Genomic DNA, 24,419 nt, shown 5'->3' on the forward strand with positions numbered 1-24,419 from the left:
TAAAAATGGAAGTGGTTCATATTAATACCCCAATAGCGGTAATGTTTATAGCTTATGCTATTTTGATGCTTTATATAGGTTTTTATTTTTATAGACAAAATAAAAATACAGAAGATTATTTTTTAGGTGGCCGTTCTATGGGGCCTATGATTTCTGCACTTAGCGCAGGTGCTTCTGATATGAGTGGTTGGCTTTTAATGGGTTTGCCAGGAGCATTATATGTGAGTGGCTTTGTAGATTCTTATATTGCAATTGGATTGACTATAGGAGCGAGTTTGAATTGGATTTTTGTAGCAAAAAGATTGAGAATTTATACAAGCGTAATTGCTAACTCTTTGACAATTCCTGATTATTTTGAAACAAGATTTGATGATGATAAACATATACTTCGGATAGTATGCGCTGTAGTAATTTTGATATTTTTTACATTTTATGTTTCATCAGGACTTGTAAGTGGAGCAAAGCTTTTTGAAAGTACTTTTGGGATTGCTTATGAGTATGCATTAACAACAGGAACGATTATTATTGTTGCATATACTTTTTTGGGTGGATATAAGGCAGTTTGTTGGACAGATATGATACAAGGGTTTTTGATGATGTTAGCTTTAGTTGCTGTACCTTTGGTTATGCTATCTCATTTGGGTGGTTTTAATGAAGCAATGAATATTTTAAGGAAAGTTAAGCCACAAGCCTTGTCTATGGGAGAGGGTATAAGTATGATTAGTGTTGTTTCAGCATTAGCTTGGGGATTAGGATATTTTGGGCAACCACACATTTTAGTGCGTTTTATGTCTATTCGTTCTACTAAAGATATTCCTACAGCCACTTTTATAGGTATTACTTGGATGTCAATTTGTCTTTTAAGTGCTTGTTTTATAGGTATTTTAGGCATTGCTTATGTTGATAAATTTGAATTAAGTTTGCAAGATCCTGAAAAAATTTTTATCGTAATGTCGCAACTTTTGTTTAATCCTTGGATTACAGGTATTTTACTCTCAGCAATTCTGGCGGCAATTATGAGTACAGCAAGCTCTCAACTTCTTGTTTCAAGCTCTACGATTGCAGAAGATTTTTATAAAAAAATCTTTAGAGAAGATGCACCCGCTAAAGTAGTTTTAAATTTAGGAAAAGTTGGTGTTTTGCTTGTCGCTGTGATAGCATTTTTAATTTCTACAGATAAACATTCTAGTGTTTTAAGTATAGTTTCTTATGCATGGGCAGGATTTGGAGCAAGTTTTGGTTCTGTAATGCTTTTTTCTTTATTTTGGAGCAAAATGACAAGAGTAGGAGCAATTTTAGGCATGATAACAGGAGCCGCTGTTGTTGTATTGTGGAAAAATTTTGTTAATTCAGATCTTTATGAGATTATTCCAGGATTTTTAGCAGCCTCAGTTGTTATTATTATTGCAAGTTTGCTTACCAATGTAAGACCAGGAACTCAAGCTGCTTATGAAAGGATGTTAAAAGAGCTTTGATTTTTAATTTATTAGTAAAAAGTAGGCTAGCCTACTTTTTGCCATCTTATTGCTAAGTTTTTTTACTCTTACAATCAGTGCTATATTTTTATCTATTTTTGCAGCAATTCTGGTAATTTTGTTTTATTAATTATCCTGTGTATTTTTAAAAAAAATTTAAAGTTTTAAATTTGATAGCAAATATTTTACAGATCAAACAAAGTATATACTTGATAAAATCATTGATATTTTATTTTGTTTGCTGCTTTGATAGATTTGTATTAACCATGCTTTTTCAATTGTTGCAATGAGTGTAAGGGCGACTTATCTTTACCATTAGTGATGAATTTGTTTTGAAATTTATTTTATTGGCTGTTGTTGTAGCTATTTTTACTTTATCTAATTTTATTGAGTTATAAAATAGCATGGTAAATTTTACTTTCTTGTGGAGATTTTAGATGTGATTGAGATTATAGGGATTGATTATTAAGATTAAAAAGTGCTAGGTGCAGTAAAAAGAGAAGCAATTAAAATATTTAAATAAAATTAAAGATAGGATTGATAATTCTGAGCATTGCTCAGAATTTTATGCAAATACTCTTGCAAAGATTTTATCTACATTTTTGGTGTAGTAGCTATAATCAAAACAATTTTTAATTGCATCAACGCCGATGAGTTTTACTAATTCTTCATCTTGTAGGAGATATTGCAAATATAAGCTTTCGCCTTTTTCATTGAGACTGCTTTTGCCTTGTTGAAGATCTTGCCATACTTTCATTGCATTGCGTTGAACAATTTTGTAGCTATCTTCTCTGCTAACGCCTTGTTTAGGGAGCTCTAAAAGTATTCTTTGAGAAAAAACTAATCCACCAGTTAAATTAAGGTTTTTTAGCATATTTTCTGGATAGACTACGAGATTTTGTATTAAGTCTTTAAGACGATTAAGCATGAAATCTGTAGTAATGAAGCTATCTGGCAAGATAAATCTTTCTACGCTTGAGTGGCTAATATCTCTTTCATGCCAAAGAGCGACATTTTCCATAGCAGGAATTGCATAAGCTCGTATCATACGGCAAAGTCCAGTGATATTTTCACTTAAAATGGGATTTCTTTTGTGAGGCATAGCAGAACTTCCTTTTTGTCCTTTGCTAAAAAATTCTTCTGCTTCATAAACTTCTGTGCGTTGGAAATGGCGTATAGCAACAGCAATTTTTTCGCAACTACTTGCAAGTAATGCAAAATCACTCATCAAACGCGCATAACTATCGCGTTGGATTACTTGATTGGAAATTTTCGCAGAATTAAGATTAAGTTCTTCACAGACTAATTCTTCAAGTTCGATAGGAGTGTGTGCCATATTTCCCATAGCTCCACTAATGGCACCTGTGGCAATAATTGGGAGGGTGTGCAATAAAGATTCTAAATGGCGTTTGATTTCATCATACCAAATTGCAATTACAAGGCCAAAAGTGATAGGTTCTCCATGAATCCCATGGCTACGACCCACCATTAAAGTGTCTTTATATTGATAGGATTTATCTTTTAATACGCAAAGTAGTTTTTCTATATCCTTGATAATAATTTTTAAACTATCACGCATTTGCAAAGCCACGGCAGTGTCGATACAATCACTAGAGGTAATACCATAATGTACAAAGCGAGATTCTTCACCTAGGGATTCTGCGACAGAAGTGGTGAATGCTATAAGATCATGTTTTGTGATTTTTTCAATTTCATCGATTCTATCTATGTTGAATTTTGCATTTTGAATAATTTTTTGGCAATCTTCATCAGGGATAAATCCTAATTTATTCCATGCTTTTACGACAGCTTTTTCTACTTCTAGCCAAGCATTATATTTTGCTTGCATATCCCAAAGCTTTTTCATCTCTTCTCTTGCGTATCTTTCTACCATAAAAATTCCTTACATAAATATTGATAGAGTATTATACAAAAACTTTATAAAGGCGATGGAGGGGTAGAGGTAGGAACTAAATAAGGGTTTGATATATGATAATTTTTGTTTTTTTGTCACTTGTTAGACTAAAATGAGAATCTAATGCTTCATTAAGCGTGCCATTTGCCCATAAGGGTAGAGCTAGATTTTTTAGGGGATATTTGAGATTTGTAGAGGTAATTTTTCTGTGAGATTCTAAGCAAAATAAGGAAATTTGTTGCCCCTTGTGGCTTGGAACTTTACAAGGAGTTTCATAAACTTTAAAATATCCATAATCACTTCTAATTTCTACATTTGCGTAGTCATAGTATTGGAGCAATAAGGATATATTTGCTAATGTATGATCTTCTCTTTTACCTGTAGCGCCAAGAATGGTAATGTGTGTAAAATTTTGCTTAATACAATAAAAAAATGCTTTGCTTAAATCATTACTTTCTTGTTCTTTTATGTGAATAATTTTGTTCGCATATTTTTTTTGAAATTTTTTTGAGATACTATCAAGATCTCCAATTATGGTATTTGGAATAATTTTTAGTCGATCTAAATGTTTGATTGCACCATCACAAACCACTAAAAATGTTGCATTTTTGATTGCTTGTATAAGTGTAGGATTTCTAGGGAATTGTCCATTTGCAAGAATTAGCGCTTGTTTTTTCATTTTCTACTCCATTGCCAATAATAATAAATTCCAATAAAAAGAAAGATTAAAGTATTTAAAAATTGAAAAATATATTTAGAATCAACAAAGACAAATTCAATCCAAATATAAAGAGTAAGAATATTTGCCAGTGTGATAAAAAGATAGTTTTGTATATAACGCTTGACTTGCAAAAATAGTGCAAAGATTTGCAAAAATAGGGTAAGGGAGTTTAAAAATGCAAAGGATGCATTGAAATTTTTTAAGATAAAACCATGAAGAATGCTTAAAACAAGAATCACGAAAAGATATATAAAAGTGAGAGAGTGTGGAAGATTTTGGATAGTGATTTGTGTTTGGGTGGAATTTTGATTTTTTGACCATAGAAAAAAACCGATAGTATTTAAAAAAAGATAAAAAATGTTTAAAAGCATTTCAGCATAAAGTTTAATTTCAAAACTCAAAATAATACTTAAGATTGCATAAAAAATACCAAAAATGTGGCAAATTGTCTTTTTTGCTCCGGCAAAAAAGGCGTAGGAGAGGCCAAGGATTGCAATAAAAAAATTGATCCAAAAATCTTGTGTGTAAAATGTTGGGATTGTGACAAGGAAACAAGCACAGATAAAAATAATCCAAAAAGAGAAGTGTAGCCCCGTAAATTGACAGGATAAAAAGTTTTTTATTTTGTAGATAAGCATGCAATCTTAGAATCCTTGGTGGTTTTGAGGATTATAACATATTTTAAAATAGGAGAAAATTTGGGACTACATGTTAGTTTTATAAAAGATTTAATGAAAGAATAATAAAAACAGATTTGTGAATGTGTGTAATTGTGTGATATATAAGAGAAGTGGTGGCTTGAGGCGGAATCGAACCACCGACACGAAGATTTTCAGTCTTCTGCTCTACCGACTGAGCTATCAAGCCATCTAATTTGTAAAAATGAATTTTAATTATAAGAAATCATTCTTGAATTTAAGCTTAAAAAAGTTATAATTTTTTCAAAATTGTTAAAAATATGATTATAAGGAAAAATATGCAGTTGGTATCTTGGAATGTGAATGGATTAAGAGCTTGTATGAATAAGGGGTTTATGGATTTTTTTAGACAAGTAGATGCAGATGTTTTTTGTATTCAAGAATCTAAAATGCAAAAAGAACAGGCTGATTTTAGTTTTGATGGCTATCATGCTTATTGGAATAGTGCAGAGAAAAAGGGCTATTCTGGTGTAGTGTTATTAAGTAAAAAAAAACCTTTAAATGTGGAATATGATATGGGAATAGAGCATCATGACAAAGAAGGAAGAATTATTACCGCAGAATATGAAGATTTTATTTTAGTTAATGTTTATACACCAAACTCTAAAAGAGAGTTAGAGAGGTTGGAGTATCGTATGGAATGGGAAGATGATTTCCGCATGTTTTTAAAGCAATTAGAAAAGAAAAAGCCTGTAATTGTATGTGGAGATTTGAATGTGGCACATAAGGAAATTGATCTAAAAAACCCAAAGACAAATCGTAGAAATGCAGGATTTACAGATGAAGAAAGAGAAAAAATGACTATACTTTTAGATAGCGGTTTTATCGATACTTTTAGGTATTTTTATCCAAATTTGGAGGGGGCGTATAGTTGGTGGAGTTATATGGGCAAGGCTAGAACAAATAATACGGGATGGAGGATTGATTATTTTCTTTGTTCCGCTATGCTTAGCAATAAGCTTGTGGATGCAAAAATTTATCCAGAAATCTTGGGAAGTGATCATTGTCCTGTGGGATTGAAACTTTCTTGACTTTCTATATAAGTTTTTATGATAGAATGGCGAGAATTGTTTATAATGAAGAAGATTAGAATACAATGAAGGAGTTTGCTTGAAATTACTTGTCGTAGATGATAGCTCTACAATGAGAAGGATTATTAAAAATACTTTGCAGCGTTTGGGTTATGAAGATATTTTAGAAGCAGAACATGGAGTAGAGGCTTGGCAAATATTAAATGGTTCAGAAAAGATCGATGTGTTAATTACTGATTGGAATATGCCAGAGATGAATGGATTGGAGCTTGTTAAAAAAACTAGATCTGATGCACGTTATGAAGATATTCCTATTATTATGGTAACTACAGAAGGCGGTAAAGCGGAGGTAATCACAGCATTAAAAGCAGGTGTCAATAATTATATTGTAAAACCTTTTACTCCTCAGGTTTTAAAAGAAAAATTAGAAGCGGTTTTAGGCTTGAATGATTGAAAACTATTTTGAACTGTTTGTGATTCCAAATGCTTATTTGGAGTTGTATACAGATTTTATTCTAGAAATTACAAATGAGGCAATAGAAGAGGTCTCTAAATATCCTAAAAATTTAGATTTTAAGTATTTCAATATTGATGGTAGTGTTTCGGGAGATGCTATCATTGTGCGTTGTCAAAAAGAAGAAGAAGTGTTGGAGCTTTTGGAAAAACTTCAAAAATACAGTCATTTATTATCGGAGCGTATGGAGCAAAAAATAGGTTTTGCTTATGCTTTGGACAAAAAGAAAAATGAGGATTGGATAAATCAATATCGCTTAGGAATTACGCCTATAGAGTGTAATGGGTTTTATATTCATCCAAGTTGGTATCCTAAAAAAGAGGATGCTGTAAATATTATGATTGATCCTGCACTTGCCTTTGGATCAGGGCATCATGCAACAACCTCTATGTGTATTGATTTTATTTCAAAGCTTTCGTTACAAGGAAAAACTTTGCTTGATGTTGGATGTGGTAGCGGAATTTTATCTTTGGTGGCTAAAAAAAATGGTGCAATTGTACATATGTGCGATACAGATTCTTTGGCAGTAAAGGAAAGTTTAAAAAACTTTACTTTAAATCATGAAAGTATAGATAAGATTTGGGAGGGAAGTATTGATAAGAGCGAAGGAGGATATGATATTATTGTGGCAAACATTTTGGCAGATGTTATAAAAATATTATATAATGATTTCAATAGAGCCTTAAAAAGTGGCTCAGTTTTAATATTGTCCGGAATTTTAGAAAAATATAAAGATAGTGTAATTGATAAATTTAAAAATTTTGAGCTACAAGAAGCAAAGTTGCAGGATGAGTGGGTGGCTTTAAAGATGATTAAAAAATAAGGGGAAAAAATGGCACAGAAACAAGATAACAAAAAACCAAATCAAAAAAATCCTATATTAATGTTTATTATTTTTGCAATTATTGCTGTTTTATTGGTGAGGTTTACAAGCTCTGGGGAAGGTGGATTTTTTGAAAAAATAGGAGGAGATGTTACCAAAAATATTGACTATTACCAATTCAAACAATTAATCAAAAATAATGAAGTTACTTCAGTGAAAATTGGTCAAACACTTGTTAAGGCGGTAGGTTTTCATAATGGACAAAAGGTGTATTATGTAGCTAAAAAAGTTCAAGATACTTCTTTAGTTGCTCTTTTAGATGAAAAAAATATTAGCTATAGTGGTTTTAGTGAAACAAATTTTTTTACAGATATGTTAGGTTGGCTACTTCCATTTTTAATTATTATTTTTCTTTGGGTTTTTATTACTTCAAAAATGCAGAAAAATATGGGTGGTGGTATTTTTGGTATGGGGAGTTCCAAAAAGCTCATTAATGCAGAAAAGCCAAATGTACGCTTTAAAGATATGGCAGGAAATGAAGAAGCAAAAGAGGAAGTTGTAGAAATTGTAGACTTTTTAAAATATCCAGATCGTTATGCTTCTATTGGTGCAAAAATTCCTAAGGGTGTTTTGCTGGTAGGACCTCCAGGGACAGGGAAAACATTACTTGCAAAAGCTGTTGCGGGTGAAGCAAATGTGCCTTTCTTTTCAATGAGTGGAAGTAGTTTTATTGAGATGTTTGTAGGACTTGGAGCAAGTCGTGTGCGAGACCTTTTTGAGATTGCAAAAAAAGAGGCACCTAGTATTATTTTTATCGATGAAATTGATGCGATTGGTAAATCTCGTGCAGCAGGAGGAGTTGTAAGTGGGAATGATGAAAGAGAACAGACACTTAACCAATTGTTGGCAGAAATGGATGGTTTTGGTTCAGAGGCTCCTGTAATTGTTTTGGCGGCTACAAATAGGCCGGAAGTACTTGATCCCGCACTTTTACGACCAGGGAGATTTGATAGGCAAGTGTTGGTAGATAAACCAGATTTTAATGGCAGAATTGAGATTTTGAAAGTGCATATTAACTCTGTTAAACTTGCAAAAGATGTAGATTTGCATGAAATTGCAAAACTTACAGCTGGGTTGGCGGGTGCTGATCTTGCAAATATTATTAATGAAGCTGCATTATTGGCAGGAAGAGCAAATCAAAAAGAAGTTACACAAAAAAATCTTAAAGAGGCGGTAGAAAGAGGAATTGCAGGACTTGAGAAAAAGTCGCGTAGAATTTCTCCAAAGGAAAAACAAATTGTTGCATATCATGAAAGTGGACATGCAGTAATTTCTGAAATGACTAAAGGTGCTAGTCGTGTAAATAAGGTTTCCATTATTCCACGTGGTATGGCAGCCCTTGGGTATACATTAAACACTCCTGAGGAAAATAAATATCTTTATCAAAAACATGAATTGATTGCTGAAGTAGATGTTTTGCTTGGTGGGCGTGCAGCAGAAGATGTATTTTTACAAGAAATATCTACTGGTGCAAGTAATGATTTGGAGAGAGCGACAGATATTATAAAGTCCATGGTGAGTTATTATGGAATGACAGATGTCAGTGGCTTAATGGTTTTAGAAAAACCTAGAAATGCTTTCCTTGGTGGCGGTATGGGTTCATCTAGAGAATTTAGCGAAAAGATTGCAGAGAAAATGGATAATCATATTAAAGAAACGCTTAATGAAAGATATACTGCAGTCAAACAACTTTTGACAGACTATAAGGATGCAATTGAGAAAATGGTTGCAGAATTGTTGGAGAAAGAAGTGATTGATGGTGAGCGTGTAAGAGAAATTATTAGAGAGTATGAGGTGGAACATCAGTTAGAGACTAAATTAGTAGAGCGAGAAGAATTGTAATGACAAGAACACAATTTTTGGCAAAAGAGGGGGTTAAGGGTATTGCTATAGGTATTTTGATCCTTATTTTTGCATTTATTTTTGAATTAGAAATTGTTGTTTTTTTTTCATTATTTTTTTTGATTGTATGGGCTTGTATTTTTAGAAATCCAGAAAGATATCCTGCCGAAAGGTCAGAAAATGTAGTTTTGGCACCTTGTGATGGGAAGATTATAGATATCCAATATCAAGGAGGATATATCACTATAGTAGTGCGGATTGATTGGGTGAATGTGGGACTAATTCGTGCACCTTATACAACGCAAAATATAGAGATTAAAACTTCCCATGGTTTAAAAACAACATTTTTATCATCAAGTATTATAGAAGCTATGAATACAAAAATATATTTTAGTAGTGATAAGTTTGATTTAATAGTTGTTCCTGAGTTTTTTAAATCGAGTTTTTATACCCTTACAGATGTTTATATGGCTGATAGAATTGGATTTTGTAAATTAGGCACACTTCAAGTGACTTTTAAGGATAGTTTTTTAGATGCGAGAATTAATGTAGGAGATGAAATTAAAGGTGGGGAAACTATTTTAGGATATGTAAAATGAATATGAATCCTCTTTATATTTTGCCTAATCTTTTTACGGCAGGAAGTATTTTTTTGGGTATTGTAAGTATTGTGTTTGCTTCAAGAGGTGTTTTTGAGCTATCTTGTTGGTTGATACTTTTTTCAATGATACTAGATGGTCTAGATGGACGTGTTGCAAGATTGACAAATACTACCAGTAAATTTGGAGTTGAATTTGATTCTTTGGCTGATGTGGTGGCTTTTGGAGTAGCTCCTGCTATGCTCCTGTATTTTTATTCCGGGATTGCATATGGTAAATACGGTATTGTAGTAAGTGCTTTATTTGTGATTTTTGGTGCGATTAGATTGGCAAGATTTAATATTAGTACAACTAATGCAGAACCTAGTTCTTTTATTGGATTGCCAATTCCTAGTGCTGCTATTATGATTAGTTTATGGATTTTGCTTGATTTGCAATACAATATTTTAGAAAAATGGAATATGCAATACCTGCTTTTGTTTTTAATGCTTCTTTTGGGAATTTTGATGGTAAGTAATATTCGTTATCCAAGTTTTAAAAAAACCAAATGGAATTTAAAAATTTTTGTTATTTTGATTTTGATTTTGGGGGCGATTTATCTTAGACCTAAAGAAGTGATTGGCGCCTTAATGACACTTTATATTTTTTATGGGATTATCCGTTGGCTGTTTGTTGTTATCATAAAAATCTTATTTAAAAAATAAAAAAGTAATTTTTAGAATCATTGGGTGTGGAGTTATGCAATGAAAGAAGTGTTTTTTTCAATTAAGGGAATGACTTGTTCTGCGTGCTCTAGTGGAATTGAGCGTTCTTTAAAGAGAAAAAAAGGGATTAAGATTATTGAGGTTAATTTAGTTAGTGAAAATGCCCGTGTTGAATATGATGAAAATCTTATTAGTTTAGATAGTATTTTTGCACAGATTTTAAAAATGGGATACACTCCTAATGCACAAAAAGAAAAAAAAATAAGTTCTATTGAAAAATGGGATGATGTATTTTTAACTCCTAAAAGACGCGTGATTTTAAGTTTATTTCTTAGTATAGTAATTTTATATCTTTCGATGTTTGGGATGTTTAGTGAGGCTTTGAGTGCTGAAAATTTATTAGGAGTTAAACTTTCATCTTCTTTGCAACTTGTGATTACTTTGCTGGTAATGCATTTGGGGAGAAAATTTTATATCCGTGGGTTTGGCGCATTGGTGTATTCCAGTCCAAATATGGATAGTTTGGTAGCATTAGGAAGTGGTGCAGCATTTTTATATAGCTTATTTATTTATATTAAATTAATGTTTGATGGTGTGGCTTCTGCATTATATTTTGAAAGTGTATGTGTGATTATTAGTCTCATTTTATTGGGTAAATATCTTGAGCAATATGCTAAAACAAAATCTTTAGAACAATTGAATTTAGTGTTAAATTTTTATCAAAAAACTACTTTGCGACAAGATTCTCAAGGAGTATTTCAAGAGGTTTTGTTAAAAGATGTTTATAAGGGTGATATATTAAAAATTTTGCCTGGTGGAACTATTCCTGTAGATGGAATTATTCAAGATGGTGGGGGAAATATCGATGAATCTATGATTAGCGGAGAGAGTTTGCCGGTGTATAAGACTGTTGGGGATAGTGTTTTGGCAGGAACGATAATCTTAGATCAAGGTTGTATTGTAAAAGTAGAAAAAGATTCTCAACATAGCACAATTGCAGAAGTTTTAAAACTTGTGCGAAAAGCACAAGATACTAAGGCTCCTATTGCACGATTTGCAGATGTGATATCTGGTTATTTTGTACCTTTTGTAATTGTTGTGGCAATTTGTACCATGGTATTTTGGTGGGTATATAAACAGGATTTTAGTTTTGCATTAAAGATGTTTATAAATATTTTGGTGGTTTCTTGTCCTTGTGCATTAGGACTTGCTACCCCAATGGCAATTTTGATTGCAAGTACACAGGGGATTAAAAATTCTTTGCTCTTTAAAGATTCTAAGATTTTGGAAAATGCACATAAAGTAGACATGATAATTTTTGATAAGACAGGAACATTAACAGAAGGAAAATTAGAAGTTTGCAAGGTAGAAATTTTTGATCCTCAAATGGAGGTTGTAAAACTTTTGGAGATTGCAAGGAGTTTGGAAGAAAGAAGTGAGCATCCTATCGCAAAAGCTATTATACAATATGCAGATAATTTGCAGGTTAAAGCAAAAGAGGCTTCTGAAATTAAAAATACTGCAGGCATGGGGATAGAGGGGGTAATTGATGGAATTTGTTATAAAATGGGGAATAAAGAATTTTTCAAAGAAAAAATAGATATATCAGGATATACAAGTGTTGTTATTGGTAGTGTAGAAAATGGTAAAGAAAAAATTTTAGGCATCTTGTTTTTAGAGGATAAGATTAAGGCGAATGCAAAAAAAGTAATTGATATTTTGAAATCTATGAAATTTAAAATTATGATTTTAAGTGGCGATGATGAAAAGGTTGTTCAAAATGTGGCACAAAAATTAGGGATTGATATGTATTTTGGGAATCTTAAACCTCATGAAAAATATAATAAAATTGAGGATTTAAAAGCAAGTGGTATGAAGGTAATGATGATAGGAGATGGATTAAATGATGCACCAGCTTTAGCTTTGGCTGATGTTTCTTTGGCAATGGGTGGAGGTAATGATCTTTCTAAGGAAAGAGCAGATATTGTGGTATTAAATAACAATATTTATGGTGTTGTTAATGCAATTAGATTATCTGCAAAAACTTTTTTAAATATCAAGCAAAATTTATTCTGGGCATTTTTTTATAATATAATAGCCATTAGCATTGCGTGTGGATTGCTTTATCACTGGAATATTATGTTTGATCCAATGATAGCAGCTTTTGCGATGTGTATGAGTAGTCTCAGTGTTATTTTTAATGCACAGAGATTGAGAGCATTTAAATTTATTAAATAAGGATAGAGAAATGGAAAAAGTTTTTCATGTAGTAGGAATGAAATGTAATCATTGTATTGATAAGATTGAAAAGTTTGTTGGTGAAATTGATGGTGTAGAGCTTGTTGACGTGGATTTAAAAAATGCTCAAGTTAAAGTAGTTTTTGAACCATCTAGCTTAGAAAATAATATTAAAGAAGCTATTTTAGATAGTGGATTTGATATCAAAGAATGAAAAAATTTTATTTTCGTTTTTGGCCCTATATCAGAGAATATAAATTATTTTTTACAATTGCAATTCTTGCTACTTCTTTGACGGGAGCTTGTACTGCTTGGGGAGCATATCTTATCAAACCAGCCTTAGATGAAATTTTTATTAAAAAAGATTCCCATATGCTTATCATACTTCCTTTATTTGTGATACTTGCGTATTCAGGAAAGGGAATAGGGATATTGGTACAGACTTATTTTATGAATTACATTGGCCTAGATATTGTGCGAAGAGTACGCAATAGAATGTTAGAAAAAATGTTAGAAATGGAAATTAATTTTTTTAATAGCATGCGTAATGGGGAGTTGATTGCGCGTATTACAAATGATATTGGTTTAATTAGAGCAAGTGTTTCAAATTATTTTGCTCAGGCTGCACAAGAGATTTTTACGGTGGTAGGATTGATTGGTGTTGTAATCTATCAAAGTCCCAAATTAGCATTTATTGGACTTATTATTATGCCACTTGCAAGTTATCCACTTAGTCGTATTATTAAAAAAATTAAAAAAATTGCTAAAGAAAATCAGGAAAAAAACTCAGATATTACCGCGAAGTTATCAGAAATTTTTAACAATATAGAGATTATTAAGGCAAACAATGGCGAAAAAATAGAAGCTAAAAATTTTGCTTTACAAAATGAGATTTTTTTTAAATTAGGATTGAAAAGTGCATTTTGGGGGCAATTAAATACACCTATTATGGAATTTTTAGGTGCACTTGCAATTGGACTTATTATTTATTTGGGAGGCAGGGAGGTTATATCTGGCAATCTTAGTGCAGGGGAATTTTTTTCTTTTATTACTGCACTTTTTATGATGTATACACCGATAAAAAGACTGGTAAATATGGTGAGTTCTTATCAAGAAGCAAGTGTAGCTAGTGATAGAATTTTTGAAATTTTAGAAAGAACTCCTTTGATTAAGGATGGAGCAAAGCAGCTTGAAGAATTGATTGAAGTACTTGATATTAAACAAGTTGGATTAAAGTATGGCAAGCACAAGGCATTGGAAAATGTATCAATGCAACTAAAAATTAATGATATTGTAGCATTTGTGGGAAAAAGTGGAGGTGGTAAAAGTAGTCTTGTTAATCTTTTGTTAAGATTATATGATTGTACTAGTGGGGAGATTTGTATTAACCAGCAAAATATAAAAGATTTTACGCAGTATAGTATTCGTGAGCAGATGGCTATTGTGACACAAAGAATTTTTATTTTCCATGATAGTGTTTTGGCAAATGTTGCTTATGGTAGTGAGATTGATGAGCAAAGAGTGCAAGAAGCGTTAAAAAAAGCTGATGCATTAGATTTTGTAGAGAAGTTGCCACAAGGAATACATACGATTTTAGATGAATTTGGGTCAAATTTGAGTGGTGGTCAGCGTCAAAGAATTGCTATTGCTAGAGCGATTTATAAAAACCCTAGAGTATTGATTTTAGATGAAGCTACTTCTGCTTTAGATAGTAAAACTGAAGAATCTATTAAAGAAACAATTTCAAAAATCGCAAAAGATAAAATTGTAATTTTGATTGCACATAGACCAAGCACGATTGAATTAGCAAATAAAGTTTTTTATTTTGAAGATGGAAAAGTAATAAAAAAATAATAAAAAAAGATTTAATAAAAAATGGTTGCGGGAGGCGGATTTGAACCACCGACCTTTGGGTTATGAGCCCAACGAGCTACCGGACTGCTCTATCCCGCGATAATAATCTAGTAAGATCGAAAAAGTGGCTGGGGTAAAAGGATTCGAACCTCTGAATGCCTGGACCAAAACCAGGTGCCTTACCGCTTGGCGATACCCCAATCTGAAGACTCATGATAATCAATAAAAAAGAAATGGTATTATAATATTTTTTTTTATTCTTGTCAATAGTAATTTAAAAATAATTCAGAATACTGTTGTATTATAACTATAATTTAAAATTTTGGAGAAAGCTATGTTTCATGTACGGATAAAAGAGGCGATTGAGGCATTTCGTAATGGAGAAATGATTATTATTATGGACGATGAAGATAGAGAAAATGAGGGAGATTTGGTATTGGCAGGTATTTTTAGCACCCCAGAAAAAATTAATTTTATGGCTCAAGAAGCAAGAGGTTTAATTTGTGTTTCTATTACCAACTCACTTGCAAAAAAACTTGATTTACCTCCTATGGTTGCAAAAAATGATTCTAATCATGAAACAGCTTTTACAATTTCTATTGATGCAAAAGAGGCAAAAACAGGGATTTCGGCTTTTGAAAGAGATATGACAATCCAGTTGATGTGTGATGATAGCAGTACTCCTGATGATTTTGTGAGGCCCGGACATATTTTTCCATTAATTGCTAAAGAAGGAGGGGTTTTGGTAAGAACAGGGCATACAGAAGCAAGCGTAGATTTGTGTAAAATTGCGGGATTGAAGCCTGTGAGTGTAATTTGTGAAATCATGAAAGAAGATGGTTCGATGGCAAGAAGAGGGGATAAGTTTCTTTTAGATTTTGCAAAAAAACATAATTTAAAAACTTTATATGTTTCTGACTTAGTGTCTTATCGCATGAAGCATGAAAATTTATTACAAATGTTAGAAGAAAACATAGAATCCTTTATGGATACAAAATGTAAAAAACAAGTTTTTAAAGATCATTTTGATCGCCAACATATTGTATTTCGGTTCGATGGTACAGGGGTACAGATACCATTAGTGAGATTTCATATTATTCAAGATGATTATATAATATTGAGTGATAAAAAAAAGTTTGATTTTTTGATGCGTGCAGTAGAAAAGCTGAAAAATGATGGGGGATATTTGATTTTCTTGCGTGATAATGGTAGTAAGGATGAAGTGGTAAAAAATTTTGGAATTGGGGCACAGATTCTAAAATGCCTTCAAATTGATAGCTTTAGATTGATTACTTCTTCTTCTCGTGAATATAGTGCATTGGGCGGTTTTGATCTTAAGATCCAAGAAACTATTGAAGTATGAAGTTAGATTTTGGCGATAATTGTGCCAAAATTAATCCATTTAAAAAGCACTTCAATGGATTTAAAACCACAATTTTTTAGCATCTGTATATTTTCCTCTAATGTGTATGGGATAAGTACATTTTCTAGTGCCTCTCTTTTTTTTGTAATTTCATTAATACTATAACCTTGTTGTTTTTTAAAGCAGTAGTAACGATCAATCATTTCTTTATCAAGTTTTTTATCTTGAGTGGTCATTTTTTCACTCATAATAAAAATTCCTTGTTTTTTGTAAAGTGCGTTAGCAATTTTTTGGATAAGTTTTTCACGATATAAGGGTCTAATAAATTGTATGGTGTAGTGTGCAATAATTGCATCGCAATCTAAAAAATTTGTTTTTAAAAAATCTTGACATTCAAAATGGATATCATAGCCATAGGCTTTTGATTTTTCCATAGCTCTTTGTATCATTGCAGGAGAATTATCAAGTCCATAAAGCAAAGATTCTTTTTGAAGAGTTTGTTTGAGTGAAAGTAAAAAATTCCCTGTAGAGCTACCAAGATCATAGATGATAGGCATAGCTTTATCTTTGATGTGATAGTGAATAAAATCGATACTAAGTTCAAGTGTGGTGTTGTAATAAGGGATAGAGCGTGTCAACATGTCATCAAATACACTAGCAACCTTAGAATCAAATTCAAATTGCTTACCATAGTCTTGTGCAAAGAGATTATCTTTCAATTTTTCCTCCATTTTTTAAGGAAAATAAAAGAAATAAGAAACCAGAACCAAGAATCATGAGAGAAAAAACACCAATCATTTTGACCATTCCAATATAATGTACAAAAATTTGTGTAAGAAGTGGAGAGATAAATTGTCCCATAAATAATGAGCTTGCTAAAAACCCATATGCCCTAGGACGCTCATATTCATAAGCAAGACTAAAAAGCCAAGCATTGTTATTTACAGTGATAAGACCAATGCCAACCCCTATTAATCCAAAGCCAATTAAAATACTTTTAAAGTCATGTAAAAGGCTAATGCAGGCGAAACCTATACCAAAAATACTAAAAGCAATAAAAAAAATCTCATAGATATTAAAAATTTTTCTTATTCTGGGGTAGAGTAATGAACCAATTGCCATAGCAACAGATGCTGCAGCCATGCATTTTCCGATATTGGATTGCCTGATTCCTAAATCTTGGGTCATAAAAAATGGAAGTTGTGTGGGTGCGATATAAAAGCAAGTCATACAAAAAATTGCCATGATGTATACAGGGAGAAATTTTGTAAAATTAAATGGAGGGTGAAGTGTTTTTGTGTGGTTATTATGTGTGTGTTTAATGGGTTCAAAGAGCTGAAAAAATGCAAAAATCAAAATTAAGATTCCAAGAAAATATACTAAAAAAGGATAACGCCAATCTAAATCTGCAAGATATCCCCCAAGAATCAAAAAGATTCCTCCACCAAATGCCATAAAAAATCCTTGTAGTGCAAGTGCTTTTTCTCTTCTTATACCCGTATAATAATCAGCTAATAAAACTCCAATACCCGTCATTAAAAATGCTGCACTAATACCAAGAATAGAGCGTGAAAATAAAATATAATAAATATTGTCTAGAAAAAATCCAGCAATTCCTGCAAGACTCCAAATAAAAAGAGAAATAAAAATAATATTTAATTTTTTGAATTTTTCATACATAAAGCCAGCTATTGGAGAAAATAACATCATAAAAAGAGCAGGGATTGTTAGAATAAGCTTAGAGAGAACTTCAATAGAATACCCGATATGTGAGAAATGATTTTGTAATGCAGGTAGTGAGGGGGCAATAATTGTTGCACCCAAAACTGTCGTTGCAGCAATGGAAAAAAGAGAAGCTTTAAAAACTTTACTTTCAGTAAAGTAAAAAAGCAACTCTTCATAGGTTTTATTTTGCATAACAATCCTTGTAAATATTTTACAAATTGTATATGCAACTTATTAATAAATCAAGAGTATCACTTGCCTCTTACATAGGTATTGATATAGTATTTTACAGAACCCATACCTTCTTTTAAAGCCCATTCATAAGCTTGAGAGACGAATTCCCAATTAATATGGCTGTAGAATTTTTCCAAATACGCAGGTCTTGCATTTTTGTGATCAACATAATATGCATGTTCCCACACATCTACTACAAGTAAAGGAATCTTATTTTGTGTGATAGGAGTAGCAGCATTGCTAGTTTGAATAATTTCTAATTTATTGCTTGCAGGATCCAATACAAGCCAGCACCAGCCAGAACCAAATAAAGTTGTAGCACTAGATAAGAACTTTTCCTTAAAGGATTCTGTAGAACCAAATTCTTTTTCTAGAGCAGCCTTTAATGAGTCGCTCATTGAATTTGTTTGTGGTGCAATGCAATCCCAGTAAAAATCATGATTATAAACTTGTGCTGCATTATTAAAGAGTCCACCGCTTGATTTTGTAATAATGTCAAATAGATCACTATTTGCAAATTCACTATCTTTAATAAGATTGTTAAGGTTATTTACATAAGTTTGGTGATGTTTTCCATAATGGTATTCAAAAGTCACTGGACTTAAAAAATCCCCCATAGAATCTTTTTCATAAGGTAATTGTCTTAGTTCAAACATTTAAAGTCTCCTGATTTGAAATTTATTCATCCATAAAAATTGTTTGGATGCATCATTGTAACTAAATATGTTTTGTTTTAAATAAATAATGAAAAATAAAAGTAGATAATAACTTGGCTATAATTTAGAAAAATTTCAAAGGAAATAAAATGCAGCTTGAAGAGTTGATAGAGTTGGATAAAAAATATATTCTTCCTACTTACAATAGAGGGTTGGTAGATTTTTCATATGGTAAGGGGGCAAGGCTTTTTAGTGCATGTGGCAAAGATTATATAGATTTTGGTAGCGGAATTGGGGTGTGTAGTGTTGGACATAGTAATGAAAAACTAAATAATGCAATCAAAGATCAAGTGGATAAGTTAATTCATGTTTCTAATCTTTATTTAAATGCATTGCAAGCAAAATTAGCAGAAAAAATTGTGCAACTTAGCGGGCTTGATGCGAGAGTTTTTTTTGGTAATTCTGGTGCGGAGGCTAATGAATGTGCCATTAAAGTTGCAAGAAAATTTGGTGAAAAAGATGGCAAGATGGGTCGCTATAAAATTATTACTTTAGAATCTAGTTTTCATGGTAGAACATTGGCTACATTGCGTGCTACTGGGCAAGAAAAATTTCATAAACATTTTGCACCATTTCCTGAAGGTTTTGAGATTGCTAAAGATTTGTATGATGTGTATAGTTTGATTGATGATAAGACTTGTGCAGTAATGCTTGAATTAATACAAGGAGAAGGGGGTGTTTATGCATTTGACAAAAAACAAGTACAAGAATTAGCAAAATATCTTAAAGAAAACAATATTTTATTGATTATAGATGAGGTGCAAACAGGTGTTTTTAGGATGGGTGAGATGTTGGCTAGTCAAGTTTATGAAATAGAGCCTGAAATTATTACATTGGCAAAGGGACTAGCAGGAGGGATTCCTATAGGAGCAGTGCTTACGACGCTAAAAGATGTGTTTGAAGTAGGGGATCATGGAAGCACTTTTGGGGGAAATTTATTGTCTTGTCGTGCAGGTCTTGAGGTTTTGGAAATTTTAGAATCTTATAAAAATCATAAGTTTTTAGAAAAAAATATACAACAACTTGATTCTTATTTGTTTGCAATACTTGAAGATTATGCAGATCTTTTTAATGAAGTTACGGGATTGGGGATGATGCGAGGTTTGCAAGCAAAAAGTATAGAAATACAAACAGATATTTTGCAAAATGCTTTTTTGCAGGGAGTGATTGTTTTAAGATCAGGACGCAATGTTGTGAGATTTTTGCCTCCATTGACAATAACTGAGGAAGAAATGCAACTGGGATTTGAGCGTTTGAAAAAAGCATGTCAAAAAGTTAGAGAAAAATATAAAAATATAAAATAATAAAGATAAAAAATAGGGGAGGGGATTATGATCTTTAGATCATAAAATCATTCAGAATAACAGAATCTATAACCCCTTCTTCTTACGGTTTCCACGGTAGAAATTTTGAGAGGTTTGTCAAGCTTTTGGCGAATTTGATTGATTGCAACTTCAATAACATTAGGTGTCACAAGTTCTGGTTCTTCCCATATTGCATCTAATAATTGTTCTTTAGACACGATACGATCTTTATGTCTTGCAAGATGTGTAAGTACTTCAAAAGGTTTGCCTTTTACTTCAATCTCTTTACCTTTGTATGCAACACGTTCTTCTTCTGGATTGATAACAAGATCGCCAAATTCAATTGCTCCTGTGTCATTAAAAGATAATCTTGCTTCAATTCTTGCCATAAGGGCATTTTTATCAATTGGTTCAGTGATGTAATCATCTGCACCTAGTTTGAAAATTTTAATTTCTGATTCCGGATTATTTTTTTTATCAGTAACAATAATAACAGTTTTTGCATTTTTTGCTTTGATTTCTGCAATGAGCTCTGAAACATCTTCTTTACATGCTAAGCTTAAAAGAACCACATCATAGTGTCGTATTCCAATATAGTAGTGACCATCTTTAAGATTTCCCGCAGTATCTGTTTGATAATTGCGTTTTATAAAAAAAGAAATGAAATCTTTAATAGCTCTGGCTTCTTCAGTATTGGGTTTTTCATTAATTAAGTTGATTAGCTCATTGATTAGCAAGATACGCATTTGTATTATCCTCTATGGAACTTAGTATTTATATTTCTTCTTATAATAAAATAAATTATAACATAAATTTAAATTAATTTAAGCATTATTTTATTTTTAATATTCATCATTTTTTATTTTTTGTTTACTTTGTGTATAAAAACTATGATTATAATTCTACCAGTCAGCCAAAGAGCTGACTCGACGCACAGTATAGCAAGGTTACCTCCCCCTCCTTTCTTTGCTATAGGTTGTGCGTCGCTCTCCTTTTTGTTTTGTTAAGTTATTAAAAGATTGATAATTATTTTTAGAGGCATTACCTTTATATTTTTAGGTAATGTCTTTTTTTATGTCTGTAGCAATATTAATTCCCTCGCAAAGCCTCATTCCAAATAATAAAATTGTCCAAAAAAGATAAATCCATAACATAGAAATAAGAAGTATGGAGATTGAGCCATATAAGCTTGGATATGCCTTATTGTAGGCTATATATGATATAAATCCCCATTTGAAAAATTGCCAAACACTTGCAGAAATAAATGAGGAGAGAAAAAGAATTTTTTTATTTAGTGCCTTATTAGCAGAGAGTTGAAAAAGCAGAATAAATAAAAAATAAGTTGTCATCCATGAGGCAATTTTGGTAAATAAAAAAAAATGAAAAGCATTGCTTAGCAAAGTACCAAAAATATTAATAAGATAAAAAACTCCAGCTATCATGATGGGAAAAAATGTGATAAACACCCAATACATTGTTAAAGAATCTAACAGCTTGCGTGGTTTAGAGTTAAACATCCTTGAAGTAATAAATTCATAATTTCTGAAAAAAAATAAAGAAGTAAAAGCGATATATATAACCCCTACCATTCCCATTTTAGGAGTGTTTGTTATAAAAGTATCTAACATGTTACTTAAAATCTCACTATTAGTGGGCACTATGTAAGAAAAAATCCAGTGTTTTAAATCTTCGATTTTTCCATGAAAACTCGGTAGATTAGAAACAATAGAAAATGCGATAAATAGGAGAGGAATAATGGCAAAAATTGTATAAAAGCTCAGACTCGCAGCATAGTATAAAATTTCTTGCTCATGGGTGAGAAAATTATAAATAACAATAATGTTATGCTTAATTTTTTTGATCAAACTTATTCCTTTTGGTAAATTTTACATAATTTTTACTTAAAAAACTTTTTATTTTTACAGCTTGTTTTTAGAATTTTTTCGCAAATTGATTTTGGAGTAAAAAATGAAAAAAATATTGTTATTTTTATCTGCTTTTTTTGGTTTGTGTGCAAATCAAGTTAAAACAGAAGAGATTAAAGAAGTAGAAAAAATAGAGCAAAATTCTTTTAAATCTATTGGCAAAAAAATGTTTAGTGATTTAAAATTTAATGGTTTTGGTTTTGCTAGGTATTTTGGAAATTTTGGGCGTGATGGTGAGGGAATGTCGCAACAATATCGTATTAAATTAGATGTAACAACGGGTGCGATATATGGTTATAGTGTTACAGGAGGATTATTTTTTTCTCAAGGTACAAGCACTCCAGATGTAGGAAGTGTAACTCATGGATCTGTGCAAGGAAGTCGTGGTGTGGCTTATAATGACAATTTTTCAGATCGTTTTGGAATTGGGGTTTTTTATGCAAGTAAGCAAATGGATTTTGAAAAGTTGCAATTAAAATTTGATATAGGAAGAATGAATTTGCAAAGCCCATTAAATGATAAAAATTTAGATATGGCTTCTGGTGCACACATTTCTTTAAAATATCAAGGAATTGAATACTTTTTTTCTTATTCTAATAGCTGGATGAGTGATAATTTTGCTTATGTAATTCGACAGAGTAATCCAAAAGCAAATGCCTCAGATACAACTACTTTGAGCAATCAACAGGCAGCAGCAATTGGGATTGGGAATGATTTATTTTTACTAGGAGCTAGTGGAAAAAATATTTTTGGAGGATTGGATTTTAATGTGACTTTTGGAAATGCGGTAAATTTTATTGATTATATGCTTTTTCTTGATGGACAATATAAAATTAAAAGAGATTATGGGGAGTTTGGGGTTCGTGCACAAATTGCTATGGCAGGATTGAATACAACACCAAATTTATTGCTTGGGGGTAATCGAGGGAAAAGTATTTATAGTGATTTGAAAAATACTTTAAAAGATCAAGCTAAAAATCGTGGAGTTTATAATATTTCTTTATCCTATAAAATCTCTGGATATGGGATTAAGGCGGGATTTTTGAAGAGTTTTGGCGATGGATATGGAGTGCTTATGACTTCAAAAGGTGGGCTTGATGTAGTGGGAAAAATGTGGCTTAGTAATTTTACTGCAACTTATGAGGGGTTTGGTTTTTTAAGTTCTGGAAGTAAGAAAGATTCTGATATTCAAGTAATTTATGCTACAACAGATTATAGTTTTAAATTTCCATTAAAAATTGCCTTAGATGTTGCATATGTTACAGGAAAAAATAATTTTGTTCTTACAAATGCAGTGCAAAATTCTAAAAATACTAAAGATAAATTTAGAGATTTGAGTTTTGTTGAACTTACACCAAGTATTAAATATAGTTTTACCAAACAACTTGACTTATCAATGGCAAGCTCTTTTTATTTTGGCGATTTAAATAAAATCCGCGTAATGGCGGAATTAAAATATAATTTTTAATTATTTGATAGGTGAGATTTTATGTACAAAGATTCCAAGTATGCTTAAAATCGCGCCACAACTTGCCAAAAGAATAAGAGCGACTTGAAAATTATGAAAATAATCATAAATTGCTCCTATTGCTAGAGGTCCAAAGGAAGCTAAAGAATATCCCACTCCTTGCGCCATCGCAGAGAGTTTGGTAGCAATTTTTACGCTAGAGCTTTTTGAGGAAATAAAAAGTAGAGCAATGCTAAAAACGCCACCAACAGGGATACTTGTAAGAATTGTAGCTAGTATTACTCCCCAGAAATTTTGAGAAAAAGAGAGGAGTAAAAAGCCTAGAGTATAGCAGTTGCATAAAATGATAATAAAATAAATACGATAATTTTTTGCGATATTTCCTAAAACTATAGGGGCGAAAAATGAAAAAGGAATAACAATGCACTGGGAAAGAAAGATAAGGTGTGCAGTGGTGTTTTTGTCATAGCCTAGTGATGTTATTGTATTAGGATACCAAGCCATAAAACTATAAGCTAAAAAACTTGTAAGTCCCATGAAAAAGCTGATTTTCCATGCATCAGGTTTTTTAAAAATAGAAAAAATATCAATTTTTTTGCCTTGAAATCTTGTAATTCTGTTATTTTTTATTTGTGGTATAAAGCTTATGATGGCTAAAATTGCAAAAATACTCCAAATTAATAGAGTATAAGGAATGGGAATAATATGGGTTAGAGGAATAATTGTTACCATTCCTAGTGCTGCAGAAATATTAAGTGCAAGGCTGTAAAATCCCATGATTTTTGGAATTTGTCGCGGAAATTTGGCTTTGATAAGGCTGGGGAGCAATACATTTGCTATTGCAATTCCTACTCCCACAATCATAGTGCCAATAAAAAGTGCATAATTAGAATCAAAGATTCTTAAAATCTCTCCAAAAAATATAAAAAGGAGTCCAAAAATCATTGCTTTTAGAGGTTGGAAAAAAGCAACAATGAAAGAAATGCTGCCAAATGCAAAAAGTGGGAGAGAGGTAAGTAGACTAATTTGTGTAGCATTGAGTTGATAGTGTGTTTGTAATAAATCTGCAATAGGTCCAATGGAGGTGATGGGTACGCGTAAATTAAGGCTAATAAGAATAATGGTAATAAGATTAATCCAATAAATTTTATTTTTTTGTACTGTGTTCATGTGATCCTGTATTTTGAATATTTGAGCAAATGATAATATT

At 31.7% G+C, this 24,419-nt stretch carries 22 protein-coding genes and 3 tRNA genes; 13 read left to right on the forward strand and 12 right to left on the reverse strand.

The genetic code is table 11. The features are described from left to right. Window positions 1–5 precede the first annotated feature (5 nt). Complete coding sequence (gene putP, locus LW133_RS03060) at window positions 6–1,475, forward strand: sodium/proline symporter PutP (RefSeq protein WP_233076297.1); 1,470 nt, start codon at window positions 6–8, stop codon at window positions 1,473–1,475. Window positions 1,476–2,040: 565 nt separating this feature from the next. Here the strand turns inward: putP and purB are convergent. The 4 genes from purB to LW133_RS03080 all read right to left on the reverse strand — a co-directional run bounded on the left by purB (window position 2,041) and on the right by LW133_RS03080 (window position 4,978). Next, entirely contained in the window at window positions 2,041–3,369 is a 1,329-nt protein-coding gene (purB, locus tag LW133_RS03065) for an adenylosuccinate lyase (RefSeq protein WP_233076299.1), read from the reverse strand. Between the two features lie 76 nt (window positions 3,370–3,445). Further along, window positions 3,446–4,069, reverse strand: coding sequence for a thiamine diphosphokinase (locus LW133_RS03070; RefSeq protein WP_233076300.1), 624 nt, complete (start codon window positions 4,067–4,069; stop codon window positions 3,446–3,448). Then, complete coding sequence (gene pnuC, locus LW133_RS03075; protein ID WP_233076301.1) at window positions 4,066–4,749, reverse strand: nicotinamide riboside transporter PnuC; 684 nt, start codon at window positions 4,747–4,749, stop codon at window positions 4,066–4,068. The genes LW133_RS03070 and pnuC overlap by 4 nt, the downstream gene beginning before the upstream one ends. A gap of 153 nt (window positions 4,750–4,902) precedes the next feature. Continuing rightward, window positions 4,903–4,978: transfer RNA gene (locus tag LW133_RS03080), tRNA-Phe, on the reverse strand. 109 nt (window positions 4,979–5,087) lie between these two features. Between LW133_RS03080 and LW133_RS03085 the strand changes: the two genes are divergently transcribed. The 9 genes from LW133_RS03085 (at window position 5,088) to LW133_RS03125 (ending at window position 14,474) form a co-directional block, all read left to right on the forward strand. Beyond that, the gene (locus LW133_RS03085) at window positions 5,088–5,840 is read left to right on the forward strand and encodes an exodeoxyribonuclease III (protein WP_233076302.1); all 753 of its coding nucleotides are present in this window, start codon (window positions 5,088–5,090) and stop codon (window positions 5,838–5,840) included. 79 nt (window positions 5,841–5,919) lie between these two features. Then, window positions 5,920–6,294 carry a chemotaxis response regulator CheY gene (locus LW133_RS03090; protein WP_233037209.1) on the forward strand — a complete coding sequence of 125 codons (375 nt, stop codon included), beginning with the start codon at window positions 5,920–5,922 and terminating at the stop codon, window positions 6,292–6,294. Beyond that, entirely contained in the window at window positions 6,287–7,177 is an 891-nt protein-coding gene (locus LW133_RS03095) for a 50S ribosomal protein L11 methyltransferase (RefSeq protein WP_233076303.1), read from the forward strand. The genes LW133_RS03090 and LW133_RS03095 overlap by 8 nt, the downstream gene beginning before the upstream one ends. Window positions 7,178–7,186: 9 nt before the next feature. Then, the gene (gene ftsH / locus LW133_RS03100; RefSeq protein WP_233076308.1) at window positions 7,187–9,079 is read left to right on the forward strand and encodes an ATP-dependent zinc metalloprotease FtsH; all 1,893 of its coding nucleotides are present in this window, start codon (window positions 7,187–7,189) and stop codon (window positions 9,077–9,079) included. Continuing rightward, entirely contained in the window at window positions 9,079–9,678 is a 600-nt protein-coding gene (locus LW133_RS03105; protein ID WP_233076310.1) for a phosphatidylserine decarboxylase, read from the forward strand. The genes ftsH and LW133_RS03105 overlap by 1 nt, the downstream gene beginning before the upstream one ends. Then, window positions 9,675–10,382, forward strand: a complete 708-nt coding sequence (gene pssA / locus LW133_RS03110; protein ID WP_233076312.1) for a CDP-diacylglycerol--serine O-phosphatidyltransferase — start codon at window positions 9,675–9,677, stop codon at window positions 10,380–10,382. The genes LW133_RS03105 and pssA overlap by 4 nt, the downstream gene beginning before the upstream one ends. Window positions 10,383–10,421: 39 nt before the next feature. After that, on the forward strand, window positions 10,422–12,620 hold the full coding sequence (locus LW133_RS03115) for a heavy metal translocating P-type ATPase (protein WP_233076314.1): 2,199 nt from the start codon (window positions 10,422–10,424) through the stop codon (window positions 12,618–12,620). 10 nt (window positions 12,621–12,630) lie between these two features. Next, window positions 12,631–12,834, forward strand: coding sequence for a heavy-metal-associated domain-containing protein (locus LW133_RS03120; protein ID WP_233076316.1), 204 nt, complete (start codon window positions 12,631–12,633; stop codon window positions 12,832–12,834). Continuing rightward, window positions 12,831–14,474 carry an ABC transporter ATP-binding protein gene (locus LW133_RS03125; RefSeq protein WP_233076318.1) on the forward strand — a complete coding sequence of 548 codons (1,644 nt, stop codon included), beginning with the start codon at window positions 12,831–12,833 and terminating at the stop codon, window positions 14,472–14,474. Before LW133_RS03120 ends, LW133_RS03125 begins: the two co-directional genes overlap by 4 nt. 22 nt (window positions 14,475–14,496) lie before the next feature. Here the strand turns inward: LW133_RS03125 and LW133_RS03130 are convergent. Then, window positions 14,497–14,573, reverse strand: a tRNA-Met gene (locus tag LW133_RS03130). A 26-nt stretch (window positions 14,574–14,599) separates the two neighbouring features. Continuing rightward, window positions 14,600–14,674 (reverse strand) — tRNA-Gln (locus tag LW133_RS03135). 134 nt (window positions 14,675–14,808) lie between these two features. Here LW133_RS03135 and LW133_RS03140 point away from each other — a divergent pair. After that, window positions 14,809–15,837 (forward strand): bifunctional 3,4-dihydroxy-2-butanone 4-phosphate synthase/GTP cyclohydrolase II, encoded by a 1,029-nt coding sequence (locus tag LW133_RS03140; RefSeq protein WP_233076319.1) that lies wholly within the window; start codon window positions 14,809–14,811, stop codon window positions 15,835–15,837. Between the two features lie 2 nt (window positions 15,838–15,839). Here LW133_RS03140 and cmoA read toward each other — a convergent pair whose 3' ends face one another. Genes cmoA through sodB form a run of 3 tightly spaced genes read right to left on the reverse strand, consistent with a single transcriptional unit; the run spans window position 15,840 to window position 18,452 of the window. Further along, entirely contained in the window at window positions 15,840–16,556 is a 717-nt protein-coding gene (gene cmoA / locus LW133_RS03145; protein ID WP_233076322.1) for a carboxy-S-adenosyl-L-methionine synthase CmoA, read from the reverse strand. Beyond that, entirely contained in the window at window positions 16,546–17,754 is a 1,209-nt protein-coding gene (locus tag LW133_RS03150; RefSeq protein WP_233076324.1) for an MFS transporter, read from the reverse strand. Before LW133_RS03150 ends, cmoA begins: the two co-directional genes overlap by 11 nt. A gap of 59 nt (window positions 17,755–17,813) precedes the next feature. Then, window positions 17,814–18,452: a superoxide dismutase gene (sodB, locus tag LW133_RS03155; protein WP_233037226.1), complete on the reverse strand. Its 639-nt coding sequence runs from the start codon at window positions 18,450–18,452 to the stop codon at window positions 17,814–17,816. Window positions 18,453–18,601: 149 nt separating this feature from the next. Between sodB and LW133_RS03160 the strand changes: the two genes are divergently transcribed. Further along, window positions 18,602–19,816, forward strand: a complete 1,215-nt coding sequence (locus LW133_RS03160; RefSeq protein ID WP_233076326.1) for an aspartate aminotransferase family protein — start codon at window positions 18,602–18,604, stop codon at window positions 19,814–19,816. 47 nt (window positions 19,817–19,863) lie between these two features. On the opposite strand, the gene LW133_RS03165 is transcribed toward LW133_RS03160, so the two are convergent. Both LW133_RS03165 and LW133_RS03170 read right to left on the reverse strand, forming a co-directional pair. Then, window positions 19,864–20,562 (reverse strand): response regulator transcription factor, encoded by a 699-nt coding sequence (locus tag LW133_RS03165; protein ID WP_233076327.1) that lies wholly within the window; start codon window positions 20,560–20,562, stop codon window positions 19,864–19,866. 309 nt (window positions 20,563–20,871) lie between these two features. Continuing rightward, window positions 20,872–21,681, reverse strand: coding sequence for a YihY family inner membrane protein (locus LW133_RS03170; protein ID WP_233076328.1), 810 nt, complete (start codon window positions 21,679–21,681; stop codon window positions 20,872–20,874). Between the two features lie 103 nt (window positions 21,682–21,784). On the opposite strand from LW133_RS03170, the gene LW133_RS03175 reads away from it, so the two are divergent. Beyond that, a complete protein-coding gene (locus LW133_RS03175) occupies window positions 21,785–23,209 on the forward strand; it encodes a hypothetical protein (protein ID WP_233076329.1) in 1,425 nt (474 codons plus the stop codon). Here the strand turns inward: LW133_RS03175 and LW133_RS03180 are convergent, their stop codons facing one another. Beyond that, window positions 23,210–24,379: an MFS transporter gene (locus tag LW133_RS03180; RefSeq protein WP_233076330.1), complete on the reverse strand. Its 1,170-nt coding sequence runs from the start codon at window positions 24,377–24,379 to the stop codon at window positions 23,210–23,212. Window positions 24,380–24,419 lie beyond the last annotated feature (40 nt).

Source organism: Helicobacter anatolicus, assembly GCF_021300615.1.
In the GTDB taxonomy this organism is placed as follows: Bacteria; Campylobacterota; Campylobacteria; order Campylobacterales; family Helicobacteraceae; genus Helicobacter_H; species Helicobacter_H anatolicus.

Excerpts from the sequence above, each read along its gene's own strand:
- putP (WP_233076297.1), top strand. The coding sequence starts at position 6 with ATGGAAGTGGTTCATATTAATACCCCAATAGCGGTAATGTTTATAGCT.
- purB (WP_233076299.1), bottom strand. The coding sequence starts at position 3,369 with ATGGTAGAAAGATACGCAAGAGAAGAGATGAAAAAGCTTTGGGATATG.
- LW133_RS03070 (WP_233076300.1), bottom strand. The coding sequence starts at position 4,069 with ATGAAAAAACAAGCGCTAATTCTTGCAAATGGACAATTCCCTAGAAAT.
- pnuC (WP_233076301.1), bottom strand. The coding sequence starts at position 4,749 with ATGCTTATCTACAAAATAAAAAACTTTTTATCCTGTCAATTTACGGGG.
- LW133_RS03085 (WP_233076302.1), top strand. The coding sequence starts at position 5,088 with ATGCAGTTGGTATCTTGGAATGTGAATGGATTAAGAGCTTGTATGAAT.
- LW133_RS03095 (WP_233076303.1), top strand. The coding sequence starts at position 6,287 with ATGATTGAAAACTATTTTGAACTGTTTGTGATTCCAAATGCTTATTTG.
- ftsH (WP_233076308.1), top strand. The coding sequence starts at position 7,187 with ATGGCACAGAAACAAGATAACAAAAAACCAAATCAAAAAAATCCTATA.
- LW133_RS03105 (WP_233076310.1), top strand. The coding sequence starts at position 9,079 with ATGACAAGAACACAATTTTTGGCAAAAGAGGGGGTTAAGGGTATTGCT.
- pssA (WP_233076312.1), top strand. The coding sequence starts at position 9,675 with ATGAATATGAATCCTCTTTATATTTTGCCTAATCTTTTTACGGCAGGA.
- LW133_RS03115 (WP_233076314.1), top strand. The coding sequence starts at position 10,422 with ATGAAAGAAGTGTTTTTTTCAATTAAGGGAATGACTTGTTCTGCGTGC.
- LW133_RS03120 (WP_233076316.1), top strand. The coding sequence starts at position 12,631 with ATGGAAAAAGTTTTTCATGTAGTAGGAATGAAATGTAATCATTGTATT.
- LW133_RS03125 (WP_233076318.1), top strand. The coding sequence starts at position 12,831 with ATGAAAAAATTTTATTTTCGTTTTTGGCCCTATATCAGAGAATATAAA.
- LW133_RS03140 (WP_233076319.1), top strand. The coding sequence starts at position 14,809 with ATGTTTCATGTACGGATAAAAGAGGCGATTGAGGCATTTCGTAATGGA.
- LW133_RS03150 (WP_233076324.1), bottom strand. The coding sequence starts at position 17,754 with ATGCAAAATAAAACCTATGAAGAGTTGCTTTTTTACTTTACTGAAAGT.
- sodB (WP_233037226.1), bottom strand. The coding sequence starts at position 18,452 with ATGTTTGAACTAAGACAATTACCTTATGAAAAAGATTCTATGGGGGAT.
- LW133_RS03160 (WP_233076326.1), top strand. The coding sequence starts at position 18,602 with ATGCAGCTTGAAGAGTTGATAGAGTTGGATAAAAAATATATTCTTCCT.
- LW133_RS03165 (WP_233076327.1), bottom strand. The coding sequence starts at position 20,562 with ATGCGTATCTTGCTAATCAATGAGCTAATCAACTTAATTAATGAAAAA.
- LW133_RS03175 (WP_233076329.1), top strand. The coding sequence starts at position 21,785 with ATGAAAAAAATATTGTTATTTTTATCTGCTTTTTTTGGTTTGTGTGCA.
- LW133_RS03180 (WP_233076330.1), bottom strand. The coding sequence starts at position 24,379 with ATGAACACAGTACAAAAAAATAAAATTTATTGGATTAATCTTATTACC.